Genomic DNA, 13,564 nt, shown 5'->3' with positions numbered 1-13,564 from the left:
ACGGCCCGCTCAGTCGAGGACCGCGGTGGCCTCGACCTCGACGAGATGATCGGGGATGTCCAGTGCCGCGACACCCAGCATCGACAGCGGCGGGACCGGAGTGACCCCGAGCTTCGCGTTCGCCCGGGAGACCCCCTCCAGCAGGAGGGGCATCTTGTCGGGGGTCCAGTCGACGACGTAGAGCTTCAGTTTCGCCACGTTCTCGAAGGACGCACCGGCAGCGGCCAGAGCGGCGGCGACGTTGAGGTAGCACCGCTCGACCTGCGCGGCGAGGTCGTCCTTGCCGATCGTGTTCCCTTCGGCGTCCCAGGAGACCTGCCCGGAGACGAAGACCAGCTTCGACCCGGAGGCGATCGACACCTGCCGGTAGATGTCGATGACGGGCAATTCGCTGGGATTTACCAGGGTGATGGCCATGTTGCGAGCTCTCCTTGTCATGGGCCACAAGCTCTCTTGTGGTTACTTGGAAACCGTAGGAGAGTCTCCTTTGACATGGAAGAACGCACTTTTCAGTGACTGAGGAACCTTATGGAGACCAAGCAGTTCAAGGGCGGCCCGACCGACGAAGCGGACCTGAGGCGCGCGGATTCCCTGGCGCGGGAGATCTTCTCAGACGTCGCCAACAAGTGGGCGTTGCTGATCATCGAGATGCTCGGCGACCGCACCCTGCGCTTCAGCGAGCTGCGGAACGAAGTCGAGGGCATCAGCCACAAGATGCTCACCCAGAACCTGCGCATGCTGGAGCGCAACGGCCTGGTCGAGCGCACGGTGCACCCCACCGTGCCGCCGCGGGTCGAATACACCCTCACCGAACCGGGCCGGGGCCTGCGGAAAACGGTCGACGCCATGTGCGGCTGGACCCACCGGTACCTCGGCCACATCGATGCCGCCCGCCACCGCTTCGACACCTGAGGGCACCTGAGCGGCGGAAGCTTCGTCAGAAGTCCATTTCCACGTAGTCGATGTCGGTGAACTCCACCAGCAGCCCGTCCGCGCGGCGGCCGCTGTCCTTGAAATAGATCTCCTGGAACCCCTCGGCGGCGATGTCCCGGAGTTGCTGTTCGGTGGCGCCGGCGGACTGGGCCTCGAAGAGGCGGGCCGCGTAGTCGGGCGGCAGGTGCTGGGTGATCAGGCGGATGCGGCCGTCGTCGGTGGAGCCGGGGGCGGCGGTGAAGCCGAAGCGGGCCCGGGTCTCGATGACGATGCCGGTGGAGGTGGCCGCCTGCTTCCTGGCCCGGGCGCGCACCCGGGGCTGCCAGTCCTTGCGCACCTCGGCAGCGAGGCGGGCGGCGAGGTCCTTGCGGGGACGCTTGAACTGGCCGGTGAGATAGCGCTCGACCGTGCGCTGCGATACGCCGAGCCGTCGCGCGACCGCCTTGGTCGAGCCCTTCTCCTGCTTCACCAGGAAACGCATCTGCGCGGGGGCGGACTTCGGGATGGGGCGGGTGAAGGTGGCCTCCCCGGCCTTGTCGAGGCTTTCGCCCATGATGCCCATCGTGCTCGTCTACTCCCCGTCGATCGCGGCGTCGGTGCCCTTGATGTGGCGGGCGGGATTGTGGCCCTCGTCGAGGAGCTGCGCCGCCCACAGGAACTCCTGGGTGCCCTCGTGCTTGACCATGCCGGGCGAGACACCGAGGCGGAAACCGCCGGGCAGGGGCTTGCCGTCGGGGGTGTGCGGCAGGAAGTCGAGCGGGCTCGGGCCGTCGGAGAGGTAGACGGCGCAGTCCGAGAGGACGGCTACGGGCAAGAGTCCGGCGTCCGCGAGCTTGCGCATCTTGCGGTGCATGTTCACCCGGGCGGTGGAGATGACGGCGGCGCGGATGTCGGGGCGCCAGGTGGGGCGTTCGAGGGCGGGCCAGCGTTCGCCGGGGCGGTAGCGGGCGCCCTGGGGCCGTTCGCGCAGCTTGCCGATGCCGCCCTTGACGGTGGCCTTGATGGCGGACAGCACGGCGGCCTGCCCGGCGTCGGCCTGCTTGTGGCGCTCCATGGCGGCGAGGAAGTCCGGCGGGCTCATGCCGGACACCACGCCGAGCCGCTCCATGGTGGCCATGTAGGCGTCGCGCAGCCGCGTGTACCAGGCGTCGAGGTAGGGGCCGGTTTCGGGGCGGATCCACGCTTCGACGGGCCGTACCTCGTGGCCGAGTTCCACGGCGTACGCGACGGTCGGCGTGGCGTACCAGGCGGGGCCCTCGGGGCGGTTGCCGTGCGGGGTGAAGGGGTTCGGGAGGCGCGGGTCGAGGTCGATGTGGGACAGGTCGACCAGCCAGCTGCCGGGCAGCGCCTTGTCGAAGGCGGGCGCCCTGAGGTGTTCCGGCGCCCCGAGCCCGACGTTGAGGCGGTTGGCGGCGGCGGCGAACGCCATGTTGACGTCGATGCCCACGGCGTGGGTGTGCGCGCATTCGGCGTCGGTGAGCAGCTCGGGGTCGCGGCTCCAGTCGTACGCCTCCTCGTCCAGCATGTCGGCCGGGGTGCGCTGGTGGCCGCGCGGGAACAGCTGGGCGACGACGGGATGCTCGTCCGGTGCCTCCGGCGGCGCCGGGTCGACCGGCGCGGTCAGCGAACCGGGCTGCGGGCCGGACACCCAGGCGCCGGTCGCCTCGTCCTGCACGGCGCGGGTGGGCGGGCGCAGGGCGGTCATCAGCTCCAGCCCGGTGACGGCGGTGGTGCCGCGCGGGGTGATGACGCGGGTGGCGTAGTCGCCGAGTACGCGCGCCAGTTCGGCCGGGGCGAACCGGTCGGCGCTCCCCCAGGCGCGGGAGTCGAGCGCGCCCCACGGGAGGACCGCGACCTGGACGCAGTGACGCCGGTTGCCCTGAGCCGGGCGGTAGACCCAGGCCCAGGGGCCGAAGCCGCGGCGGGTGAGCTGCCACTTGGCCCTGGCGATCTGCTTGACGACCTTGTGGTCCTCGGGCAGTCGCAGATTTCGGCGGTCGGTCAGTTCGGCGGGCAGTCCGAGGCGTTCGGCGGCGGAGGCGGTGAGGACGAGCAGGGGGTCGGCGTCCTTGCCGTTGCGGTGCAGCCGTGGCGCGCCCAAGTGGCCCTCGGTGAGGGCCCAGGTGACCAGGGTCGGAATGTCCTTCAGCGGGCAGTCCAGAATCAGGCCGCCGGTGCAGTACGCGGAGCCGTCACCGTCCACGACGGCCAGCGGGCCGTTGGCGAACCGGGGTTCGACGGCGGCCGGGGCGGCGGCGGGCGGTGCTGTGGGGGGCTTGCGCGCGGCGGGCCGCTTGGTGGCCTGCCGGGTCGCCAGCCGCGGGGCCGCACCGTCGACGGGCGGGGCCGGGCGGCGGGGTGCCGCGGATTCCGCGGCGGGCGGCCCGGACTCCCCCGCGGGCGGCGGAACCGCCGGGGGCGCGGAGGGAGACACGGGAGCGGCCGGGGGCGCGGGAGACGCGGGGTGCGCCGTCTCGGAAGCGGAAGCGGGGGCGGGAGCCGGGTCCGGGTCGGGAGCCGGGTCCGTCTCCGGGTGCAGCTTGGCCAGTTCGCTCAGGAAGTGGGCGTACGCCTCGCGCTGCGGCGGCCGGGGATCCGTCCTCCCGCTCTCCCAGTTGACCACCGTCGCACGGCGCACCTTCAGCGCCTTGGCGACCTGCTCCCGGCTCAGGCCGTGTGCCTTGCGCAGCCGCTCCCGCTCCGCCGGTGACGGCAGCGGGGTCTGGCCCGCGATCAGTGCGTCGATCGCGTCGAACAACTCGGACATGGAACGCCTCCCGCCCCCGTTATACACAGCGGCGGACTTCCGGCGCACATATCGCGGACGGCGGCGGCCGCCACCTCCGCCGGTGCGCAGCTGCAGGCCGAGGCCGAGGAGGGCTACGTCGAGACGTCGTCCAGGTCGTCCCACTGGGCGAGCAGGTCCTCCTCGGTGGGTTCGGGGCCGGGGGCCTCGGCGGTGAGGGGCTGCTCGGCCCAGATGATCTTGCCGGTGAGGGTGTAGCGGGTGCCCCAGCGCTTGGCGAACTGGGCCACCAGGAACAGGCCCCGGCCGCCCTCGTCCGTGGAGGCGGCGCGGCGCAGATGCGGCGAGGTGCTGCTGCCGTCGGAGACCTCGCAGATGAGGCTGCGGTCGCGCACGAGCCGGACGCGGATGGGGCCGGAGCCGTAGCGGATGGCGTTGGTGATCAGCTCGCTGAGGATGAGTTCGGTGGTGAAGCCGCTCTCCTCAAGCCCCCATCCGGCCAGCCGCCGGGCGGCCTCGGCGCGGATTCCGGCGACGGCGGAGGGGTCGGAGGGAACCTCCCACTCGGCGACGGAATCGGGGTCCAGCAGATGGGTGCGGGCGACGAGGAGGGCGACGTCGTCCCGTGGCTGCGGGGAGGTCATCGCGTCGAAGACGGCCCGGCAGATCTCCTCGGGACCGCGCCCGGGATGGCCCGCCAGGGTGCTGCGCAGGAGGCGGAGACCGGTGTCCCGGTCGCGGTTGCGGTCCGCGACCAGACCGTCGGTGTACAGGGCCAGGCGGCTTCCCTCGGGCAGCAGCAGTTCGGTCGTCTCGACGGGCTCGCCGCCGAGGCCGAGCGGCGGGGCGAGGGGGACCTCGGGGAAGGTGACGGTGCCGTCGGGGTACGTCAGGGCAGGGCCCGGGTGGCCCGCCCGGGCCATGGTGCAGCGGCCGGTGACCGGGTCGTAGATCGCGTACAGACAGGTGGCCCCGCTGATCGGCGCGGCGTCGCTCTCCGCGGAGGTCTGGTCCTGGTCGAAGCGGGTGACCAGCTCGTCGAGGTGGGTGAGGATCTCGTCCGGCGGCAGGTCCAGGGCGGAGAAGTTGTGCACGGCGGTACGCAGCCGCCCCATGGTGGCGGCGGCGTGCAGTCCGTGGCCGACGACGTCGCCGACGACCAGGGCGACCCGGGCGCCGGGCAGCGGGATGACGTCGAACCAGTCGCCGCCGACCCCGGCCTGGGCGGGCAGATAGCGGTGCGCCACCTCCATGGCGTCCTGTTCGGGCAGGCCCTGCGGCAGCAGGCTGCGCTGGAGGGTGGCGGCCATGGAGTGCTCGCGGGTGTAGCGGCGGGCGTTGTCGATGGCGACGGCGGCGCGCGCGACCAGCTCCTCGGTGAGGGCCACGTCCTCCTGGTCGAACGGCTCGGACTTCTCCGAACGCCAGAAGGTGGCGATGCCCAGGGTGACGTCCCGGGCGCGCAGCGGAATGGTGATCATCGAGTGGATGCCGTACTCGACGATCCGGACGGCCTGCTCGGGGTCCTGCTCCTGCCAGCCCGCGAAGTCCCGGATGTCGGCGTCGAGCACCGGCCGCCCGGCGCCGAAGCCGAGCGCCTGCGGTGCGCCGCGCACGTACGTCGTCCGCTTGCCGACCCGCCACAGCGGGTGGTCCTCGCGGATGCCGAAGGTGGCCGTACGGCACATGGCGTCGCCGGACGGCTCGTCGCCGCGCAGCACCGGGTCCACCAGGTCGACGGTGGCGAAGTCCGCGAACCACGGCACCGCGAACCGGGTCAGTTCCTCGGTGGTGCGGGCGATGTCGAGGGTGGTGCCGATCTTCGCGCCCGAGTCGTACAGCAGCCGCAGCCGCTTCTCCGCCACCTCGGCCTGGCCGGACAGCGCACGCAGTTCGGTGGTGTCCCGGAGGGTGGCGACGCTGCCGGGCAGACCGCCGTTCCACTGGGTGGAGCGCTGGTTGACGGCCAGCAGCCGGTCCCCCGCGAGATGCACCTCGTCGGTGGCCACCCGGCCGGAGGACAGCAGCTGGGCGGTGCGCGGTTCGAGCCCCAGGTCGCCGACGTGGCGGCCCTCGGCGTCCGGGGGCAGGTCGAGCAGCCGGCGCGCCTCGTCGTTGACGAGGACGAGGCAGCCGTGGCCGTCGACGATGAGCACACCCTCGCGGACGGAGTGCAGCACCGCGTCGTGGTGCTCGTACATCCGGGTCATCTGGGCCGGGCCCAGGCCGTGGGTCTGGCGCCGCAGCCGTCGGCCCACCAGGGCGGTACCGGCGGTGGCGAGGGCGAGCGCGCCCCCGGCTGCGCCGAGGACCAGCGGCAGCTGGCGGGTGACCCGGCCGCTGACGTCGTGGGCGGTCATCCCGGCGCAGATCACGCCGACGACCTTGCCGTCGGCCCGCCGGATCGGGACCGTGGCCTGCACTTCCTTGCCGAGCGGGCCCTGCACGGTCTCCGTGACGACCTTGCCGCGCAGCGCGGGCTTGTAGTCCGCGACGAGCTGCTTGCCGATCTGCCGCGGCAGCGGGTGGGTGTAGCGGACGCCCTTGGGGTTCGCCGCGACGACGAAGTCCAGACCCGCCCGCTTACGGACCTGCTCGGCCCGCGGCTGGAGCACCGCGGTCGGGTGGCTGGCCGTCATGGCCTCCGCGGTGCCCGGAGAGCCCGCGAAGGCCTGGGCGACGGCGGTGGACCGGTTGACGGCCTCCTGCTCGCTGTCGTTACGGGCCTGGAGGACGAGCGCCAGCGTCGCCACGGCGATGAGCATGACGACGACGATCGCCTGTACGGCGAACACCTGCCCGGCGATGCTGCGCACGCCGAGCAGGGAGCGCAAGCGTCCCCGCGACCGGACAGGCGGGGAGGAATCCGATCGACCGAAAAATCCGATCACCCCCTATTCCTAACACCTCACGGCGCCGGGACGTGAGCGGCCGGAGTGAGACAGTACCCCGGACCGGGCGGTTGATACGTTCCAGTCACGCACCGCTGGCCGTCGGTGGCTTTGCGTAGGGGTTCGGGGGCGAGGTCCGGAAGGCGGGTTCGGAAGGCGGGAGGGAGGGGAAGGACCCTGCCGCCGGGCCGTGGTTCCCGTGTCCGTCCGGCATCCGCACCACTATGGAGGCGAGTGCCGATGTCGACACGTCATGAGCGGCTCCGGATGGAGAGACCCCGGATCGAGAGACCCCGGTTACGGACGCGGGCCACCGTCGGGGCCGTCGTCCTGTCGGTGCTGGCCCTCCTGGTACCGGCCGCCGTGTCCGGCCCGGCCGTGGCCGCGGGGCGCGCCGCGGCCGTTCCCGGCGTGATCCCGGCGCCAATACGGTGGACCGGCGAGGACGGCACGCTGCGGCTGGCCGCCACGGCGGCGGTGGTCGCGCGGACGCCGGAGCTGCGCGGTGATGCCGCGACGTTCGCCGACGACGTGGCCGACGCGACGGGGCTGCGGCTGTCCGTGGCGACCGGCGGGGACGGCGCGGCGGGCGATGTGGTGCTGGGGGTGGACGCGTCCCGGAAGGATCTGGGCGCCGAGGGGTACGAACTGGTCGTCGGTGACACCGTGCGGATCACCGGGGCCACGGCCGCCGGGGCGTTCCTCGGGACCCGGACCGTCCTGCAGATGCTCGGCGACGGGCGCGAGCTGCCGCACGGCAGGACGGTCGACGTGCCGCGGTACGCCGAGCGCGGGGTGGGGGTGTGCGCCTGCTACATCCACGTCTCGATGGAGTGGTTCGAGCGGCTGATGCGCGAAATGGCGTATCTGAAGCTGAACCAGCTGTGGATCGAGGCGAAGGTGGCCAGCGACGACTACCCGAAGACGAAGTTCTGGGGCTACTACACCAAGGACGAGGTGCGGCGGCTGTCGGCGATGGCCCGGAAGTACCACATCACGCTCGTACCGGAGATCAACTCTCCCGGGCACATCGACCCGTATCTGCAGAACCACCCCGAACTCCAGCTCACGGACACCAAAGGGACCCGGTCGCCGTCGCGGCTGGACATCACCCGGCCCGAGGCGTTCGCCTTCTACACCGGTCTGCTGGACGAGGCGCTGGCCGTATGGGACACCCCGTACTGGCACATGGGCGCGGACGAATACATGCTCGGCTCCGACTACGCCGCGTATCCGCAGATCGCCGCGTACGCCAAGGACAAGTACGGCGCCCGGGCCACCCCGCAGGACGCGTTCGTGGACTTCGTCAACCGGGTCGACGACCATGTGCGCGCGGGCGGCCGCACCCTGCGGATCTGGAACGACGGGCTGACCGGCGACAACACCATCCCGGTGAACAAGGACATCCGGGTCGAGCACTGGATCGCCGAATCCGAGCAGCCGCCCTCGGCCCTGCTCGCCCAGGGCCATCAGGTGATGAACTCGGCCTACGCGCTCTATCTCATCCGCGGCGGCTCCCCCATGAAGACGCGGGAGCTGTACGAGAGCGACTGGACGCCGCTGCGCTTCGAGGGCGAGACGCTGAGCGGCCCGCAGCCCGGCATCACCGGGGCGAAGATCACCATGTGGCCGGACTCGGCGGCGGCCCAGACCGAGAACGAGGTCGAGACGGAGGCGTTTCTGCCGCTGCGCTTCCTCGCCCAGGCCACCTGGGGCAGCCCGAAACCGGCCGCCACGTACGACGGGTTCAGCGCGCTCGCCCGCGGCATCGGCCACGCGCCCGGCTGGGAGAACACGGTGCGGCTGCCGGTGAAGGACGGTACGTACGCCCTCACGCAGCCCGGCTCCACGACCCGGCTGACCACCACGGGCGGCGGCGAGGGCGCCACCGCGCGGTTCGGGGCGGACACCAGCGCTTCGTGGCAGCTGTCGGCCACCGCGGACGGCTACTACACGCTCCGCGCCGTGCGCGGCGGCGCGGCCACCGCCTACTGCCTGGACATGGTGAAGGGAGCCCGCTACCTCGGCGCCCCGCTGGAGGCGGGTGCCACGGTCACCACGCAGACGTGCTCCGCCGCGGCCCGCACCCAGCGATGGCAGCTGACCGGCACCGGGACGCGGGTGCGGCTGGTCAACGCCGTCTCCCAGCTCGGCCTCGCGCAGCGCGCCGCCGACGGGGTCGCGGTGCAGCAGCCGCCGGACCAGCAGGCGGCGGCCGTGCTGCGGCCGGTGGCCGTCGCTCCGTCCGCTGGGGGCCGCGGCTGACCCGGACCGGTCAGAGACCGGAGTCCGTCAGGAACGACGACACGAGCGTGCTCGCCCGCGGACGGCACTCCTCGAAGTAACCGTGCCGGGCGCCCTCGAAGAGGTGCGTACGGGCGCCCGGGATACGGGAGGCGAGCAGGGGCGCGTTGGCCGCCGGGGTGAGCCGGTCGTCGTCCCCGTGCAGGATCAGCGTGGGCGCGGCGATCTCCGGCAGCACGTCCCAGGCGTCGTGTTCGTTGCTGGCCACCAGGTGGCGCCGCCGCGCGTGCGGGGGCATGCCGGGGTCGCCGAGGGTCGGGTACGGGCCGGGGTGCGCGGACCGCCAGGCCGGGGTGTACATCAGGTCGATCAGCGCTTCCCGCGACGCGCGTGGGTCGGGCTGGGCCAGGGACCGGCGTACGGCGTTGTCGCGCTCGGTGGCGTGGGGCCCGCCGGGTGAGGTGCAGCCGAGCACCAGCCGCCGTACCCGGGCCGGGTGGCGAGCGGCGACCCACTGGGCCACCCGGCCTCCCATGGAGGTCCCGTAGAGGTCGGCGCGCTCGATGCCCAGGTGGTCGAGGACGGCGATGACATCGTCGGCGAGGGCCCGCGTGTAGTAGTGCTCGTCGGGTTTCCCGCTGTCCCCGGTGCCGCGCCAGTCCATCGTGAGGGTGCTGTGCGTGGCGTGGAAGTCCGCCCGTACGCCGTCCCACCAGTGGTGGTTGTTCGCCTGCCCCGCCAGCAGCACCAGCGGCGGCCCGGCCCCCTCGCGCTGGTAGGCCAGCGGTATGCCGTCGAGGGCGGGGGCGTGTCCGCGGATTCGTTCGCCGGTTTCGGAGTCGGTATCTGTGCCTGTCACGCGACTCATGATGACATCGGGCTCCGCGGCATCGAGTCGCTGTGCATATCGCTGACATACATATCAGGACCTTTACAGTATGGAACCCGGTTGGTGGACTGGCCGGGTGAACGACGACATGACTCTCCTGGCCGCTTACGGCGCCCTGGACAGCGCCGCGGTCAGCGACGCGCTCGACGGGCTGGACCTGCCCCCCGGCCTGGGCGGCATCAGGCCGGTCTGGGGCAACCGCACCGTGGTGGGATTCGCCGCGCCGGTCGCACTCGCACCGGGCGCCCCGGGCCCGTCCGGGGCCCACATCGCCTCCTCGGCCGTGGCCACCAGCGGCCCGGCGGACGTCCTGGTGGTCGCCAACGGCGGGCGCACGGACGTCTCCTGCTGGGGCGGCCTGCTGAGCCTGGGCGCCTCGCTGCGCGGGGTTCGCGGTGTGGTTGCCGATGGGGCCTGCCGCGATGTCGGCGAGGCCCGCGAGGCGGGCTTCCCGGTGTACGCCCGGGCCACCACCCCCGTGACCGCGCGGGGCCGCCTGCACCAGGTGTCCTCCGGCGAGCCGGTGCGGGTCGGCCCGGCCACGGTGGCGCGGGGGGACATCGTCATCGCCGACGAGACCGGCGTGGCCTTCGTACCCCGCGCCCGGGCCCATGAGGTCCTGCGGGCCGCCCGGGCGGTGGCCCGGCGCGAGAGCGCCATCGCCGAGGAACTGCGCGGCGGAGCGTCCCTGCCGGACGCCATGCATGACGCCCGGCTCGCCGGAACGCCTGCCGGAACACCCGCCGGAACATCCGGCGGAACGCCCGCCGGAACGGAGGAGCAGCACTGATGGACACGACCGTCCAGCGGGCCTCGGCCCTGCCGACCGCCGCGCTGTCCGACGCCCTCGACGCCCTGGGGCTGCCCGGCTCCGTCCTCGGCGTGGCGCCCCTGTCCCTCACGGCCCGGCTGACGGGGCCCGCCTTCACCGTCCGCTACGAACCGGCCGACGCCGGCAAGGGCAGCGTCGGCGACTTCCTGGACGATGTGCCTCCGGGCGCGGTGGTGGTCATCGACAACGACGGGCGCACGGACTGCACGGTGTGGGGCGGGATCATGACCCGGACCGCGGCGGTCCGCGGCGTCGCGGGCACCGTGATCCACGGCGCCTGCCGCGATGTGGCCACCTCGGTCGAGGCGGACTATCCGCTGTTCAGCCGCGGCCGGTTCATGCGTACCGGCAAGGACCGGGTGCGGCTCGCCGCGGTCGGTGAACCGCTGTCCCTGGGCGGAGTTCCGGTGGCCCCGGACGACCTGGTACGCGGCGACGCCGACGGCGTGGTGGTCGTACCCGCCGCCAGGCTGCGCGAGGTCGTCGAGCTGGCCGAGCGGATCGAGCACACCGAGCGCGAGATCGTCACCGCGGTGTGCGCGGGGAGCGGTCTGCGCGAGGCCCGTGCCTCCTTCGGCTACCACCTGCTGCAGCGGGGCGACCGATGACGGGCCTCGCCACCGGCGGCCACTCGACCGCCACGCTGTACGAGGCGTCCGCCGCCGACTGCGCCTGCGCACCGGGGCTGCGCCCGGTGTGGCCCGGCGCCCGGCTGGCCGGGCCCGCCTACACCGTGCGGGGCGTGGGCGGGGACAACCTCGCGCTGCACAACGCGGTCGCCGCCGCCCCGCCCGGCCATGTCCTCGTCGCCGATCTGCAGGGCGCGGTCCACGGGCACTGGGGCGAGGTGCTGGCCGTGGCCGCCCAGGTGCGCGGCCTGCGGGGACTCGTCATCGACGGCGGGATCCGCGACACCGCCGAACTCGCGGAGCTGGACTTTCCCGTCTTCGCCTCGTCGGTCGCGGTCTTCCGCACCACCAAGGACCACCCCGGTGCGCTCGGTGTGCCCCTCGTGCTGCGCGGCGTCCCGGTCGGCACCGGCGACCTGATCGTCGCCGATGCCGACGGCGTGGTGTGTCTGCCCCGCGAGGTCGCGCCCTCGGTCGTGGCCCGCGCCGATGAGCGCGTGGCGAAGGAGGAGCACATCCTCGGTCAGCTCCGTGGCGGGCGCACCACCCTCGACCTCTACGGCCTCTCCCCCGACGGATGAGCCGACGGATGAGCCGACCCGTGAGCCGACCGCATCGCTCGATGGGGCCATATCCTGCGCCTATACATCGCCCCATCGACGAGACGGCAGCCGACTCAATGATCGAGGTCCGCCAGGCCCGTTACTTCATCGCGGTCGCCGAGGAACTGCACTTCGGCCGGGCGGCCGAGCGTCTGCAGATGTCCCAGCCGCCGCTCAGCCAGGCGATCCGGCACCTGGAACGACAGCTCGACGCCCAGTTGCTGGAGCGCTCCAGCCGTTCCGTGGCCCTGACGGAGCCCGGCGCGGTGTTCCTCCAGCACTGCTATGCGCTGACCGCGGCGGCCGAGCGCGCACAGGTGGCCGCGGCGCAGGCGCAGGCCGGTTTCCTGGGCACCCTGACCATCGGCGCGGTCACCTCGGCCTTCTCCGAGGCGCTGCCCGCCATCTTCGGCGGTTTCCGCGCCGAGCGCCCGCACATCGAGCTGCGGGTACGGGAACTGGACACCACCGAAGGCGTGCGGGGCCTCCTCGACGGACGGCTGGACATCGCCGTGATCCGCCACACCGGCAACGACGAGCGGCTGCGCTCGGATCCGCTGCGCCGGGACCGGCTGGTGGCCGCCCTCCCGGAGGCGCATCCGCTCGCCGACGCGGAGAGCGTGGACCTCGCCGGTCTGGCGGACCAGCCGTGGGTGTGGATCCCGCGAGCCATCTCGCCGAGGTACCACGACGAACTCGTGGCGGTCTGCCGTCAGGCCGGTTTCAGCCCGGAGCCCCGGCATCAGGCGAACTCCATCCATTCGCAGCTGGCCATGGTCGGCTGCGGTCTGGGGGTCGGCCTCGTGCCGCACACCTCGTCCCAGCCACCGGTGCCCGGTGTGGTCTGCCTTCCGCTGCGGGACCCGGCCTACCTCGTCGAACTGGCCGTGGTCCGCCGCGCGATGGATCCCAGCCCCCTGGTGGCGCAGTTCGTGCGGCACGCGCTGCCCGAAACCTGAGAAAGAGAAACGCACCATGCACTCAAGCAATGCCTTCGACTGGACGCGTCAGGAGCTGACCGTCGACGGGGTGGCACTCGATGTCGCGACCGCGCGGCGGGACGGGGCCCACGCCCCGATCCTGTTCCTGCACGGCTTCGGCTCGTCCAAGGAGGACTACACCGACATCGCCCTCCACCCCGCCTTCGACGGGCACCCGGTCGTGGCGTACGACGCCCCCGGCTGCGGCGACACCGTCTGCGGTGATCTGACGGCCGTCTCGATCCCCTTTCTGGTGGACACCGCGCTGGCCATGCTCGACCGGCTCGGCATCGAGCGGTTCCACCTCGTCGGGCATTCGATGGGCGGGCTCACCGCCCTGATGCTGGGCGCCCGCCACCCCGGCCGGGTGCTCAGCTTCGTGGACATCGAGGGCAACGTCGCGCCCGAGGACTGCTTCCTCAGCCGTCAGATCGTCTCCCACCCGGCCGCGGACGGCGACGCCTTCCTCGACGGCTTCATCGAGCGCAACAGGCGCTCGCCCGCCCATGCCGCCCCGCTGTTCGCCGCCGGTCTGCCCCACAAGGTCCGCGCCGGTGCGATCCGCGGGATCTTCGAGTCGATGGTCGAGCTGAGCGACCACGGCGACCTCATGACCACGTTCCTGGGTCTGCCGTTTCCCAGGATGTTCATGTACGGCGACCAGAACGCGTCGCTGTCCTATCTGCCGCGGCTGGCCACGGCGGGCGTCGAACTCGCCGAGATCCCGCGGTGCGGACACTTCCCCATGTACTCCAACCCGCCGGTCATGTGGGCCCGCATCGCCGACTTCCAGGCAAAGGTGCCGACGCACGCGTGAA

12 protein-coding genes are annotated in these 13,564 nt (G+C 72.6%); 7 read left to right on the top strand and 5 right to left on the bottom strand.

The window, feature by feature from the left end; genetic code table 11:
- Positions 1-9 precede the first annotated feature (9 nt).
- Positions 10-417 carry a RidA family protein gene (locus ACZ59A_RS25405; protein ID WP_470962418.1) on the bottom strand — a complete coding sequence of 136 codons (408 nt, stop codon included), beginning with the start codon at positions 415-417 and terminating at the stop codon, positions 10-12.
- 111 nt (positions 418-528) lie between these two features.
- On the opposite strand from ACZ59A_RS25405, the gene ACZ59A_RS25400 reads away from it, so the two are divergent.
- The gene (locus ACZ59A_RS25400; protein WP_470962415.1) at positions 529-912 is read left to right on the top strand and encodes a winged helix-turn-helix transcriptional regulator; all 384 of its coding nucleotides are present in this window, start codon (positions 529-531) and stop codon (positions 910-912) included.
- A gap of 25 nt (positions 913-937) precedes the next feature.
- Here ACZ59A_RS25400 and tpg read toward each other — a convergent pair whose 3' ends face one another.
- The 3 genes from tpg to ACZ59A_RS25385 all read right to left on the bottom strand — a co-directional run bounded on the left by tpg (position 938) and on the right by ACZ59A_RS25385 (position 6,504).
- Positions 938-1,495, bottom strand: coding sequence for a telomere-protecting terminal protein Tpg (tpg, locus tag ACZ59A_RS25395; protein ID WP_470962412.1), 558 nt, complete (start codon positions 1,493-1,495; stop codon positions 938-940).
- 9 nt (positions 1,496-1,504) lie between these two features.
- The gene (gene tap / locus ACZ59A_RS25390; RefSeq protein WP_470962409.1) at positions 1,505-3,700 is read right to left on the bottom strand and encodes a telomere-associated protein Tap; all 2,196 of its coding nucleotides are present in this window, start codon (positions 3,698-3,700) and stop codon (positions 1,505-1,507) included.
- A 113-nt stretch (positions 3,701-3,813) separates the two neighbouring features.
- Positions 3,814-6,504, bottom strand: coding sequence for a SpoIIE family protein phosphatase (locus tag ACZ59A_RS25385; RefSeq protein ID WP_470963128.1), 2,691 nt, complete (start codon positions 6,502-6,504; stop codon positions 3,814-3,816).
- A 306-nt stretch (positions 6,505-6,810) separates the two neighbouring features.
- On the opposite strand from ACZ59A_RS25385, the gene ACZ59A_RS25380 reads away from it, so the two are divergent.
- Positions 6,811-8,835 (top strand): family 20 glycosylhydrolase, encoded by a 2,025-nt coding sequence (locus ACZ59A_RS25380; RefSeq protein ID WP_470962406.1) that lies wholly within the window; start codon positions 6,811-6,813, stop codon positions 8,833-8,835.
- A gap of 10 nt (positions 8,836-8,845) precedes the next feature.
- Here the strand turns inward: ACZ59A_RS25380 and ACZ59A_RS25375 are convergent, their stop codons facing one another.
- Positions 8,846-9,673 (bottom strand): alpha/beta fold hydrolase, encoded by an 828-nt coding sequence (locus tag ACZ59A_RS25375; RefSeq protein ID WP_470962403.1) that lies wholly within the window; start codon positions 9,671-9,673, stop codon positions 8,846-8,848.
- A gap of 106 nt (positions 9,674-9,779) precedes the next feature.
- Between ACZ59A_RS25375 and ACZ59A_RS25370 the strand changes: the two genes are divergently transcribed.
- From ACZ59A_RS25370 to ACZ59A_RS25350, 5 genes are all read left to right on the top strand, one after another.
- Entirely contained in the window at positions 9,780-10,493 is a 714-nt protein-coding gene (locus ACZ59A_RS25370; protein ID WP_470962400.1) for an RraA family protein, read from the top strand.
- Complete coding sequence (locus tag ACZ59A_RS25365; RefSeq protein WP_470962397.1) at positions 10,493-11,143, top strand: RraA family protein; 651 nt, start codon at positions 10,493-10,495, stop codon at positions 11,141-11,143. The genes ACZ59A_RS25370 and ACZ59A_RS25365 overlap by 1 nt, the downstream gene beginning before the upstream one ends.
- Positions 11,140-11,745, top strand: coding sequence for an RraA family protein (locus ACZ59A_RS25360; protein ID WP_470962394.1), 606 nt, complete (start codon positions 11,140-11,142; stop codon positions 11,743-11,745). The genes ACZ59A_RS25365 and ACZ59A_RS25360 overlap by 4 nt, the downstream gene beginning before the upstream one ends.
- A 98-nt stretch (positions 11,746-11,843) precedes the next feature.
- Positions 11,844-12,725, top strand: a complete 882-nt coding sequence (locus ACZ59A_RS25355; protein WP_470962391.1) for a LysR family transcriptional regulator — start codon at positions 11,844-11,846, stop codon at positions 12,723-12,725.
- Between the two features lie 16 nt (positions 12,726-12,741).
- Positions 12,742-13,563 carry an alpha/beta fold hydrolase gene (locus ACZ59A_RS25350; RefSeq protein WP_470962388.1) on the top strand — a complete coding sequence of 274 codons (822 nt, stop codon included), beginning with the start codon at positions 12,742-12,744 and terminating at the stop codon, positions 13,561-13,563.
- Position 13,564 lies beyond the last annotated feature (1 nt).

It is taken from the genome of Streptomyces sp. NPDC040405, from assembly GCF_055595765.1.
Note: the sequence above shows the minus strand (reverse complement) of the source record. Positions and strands in the feature narration are given on the sequence as shown.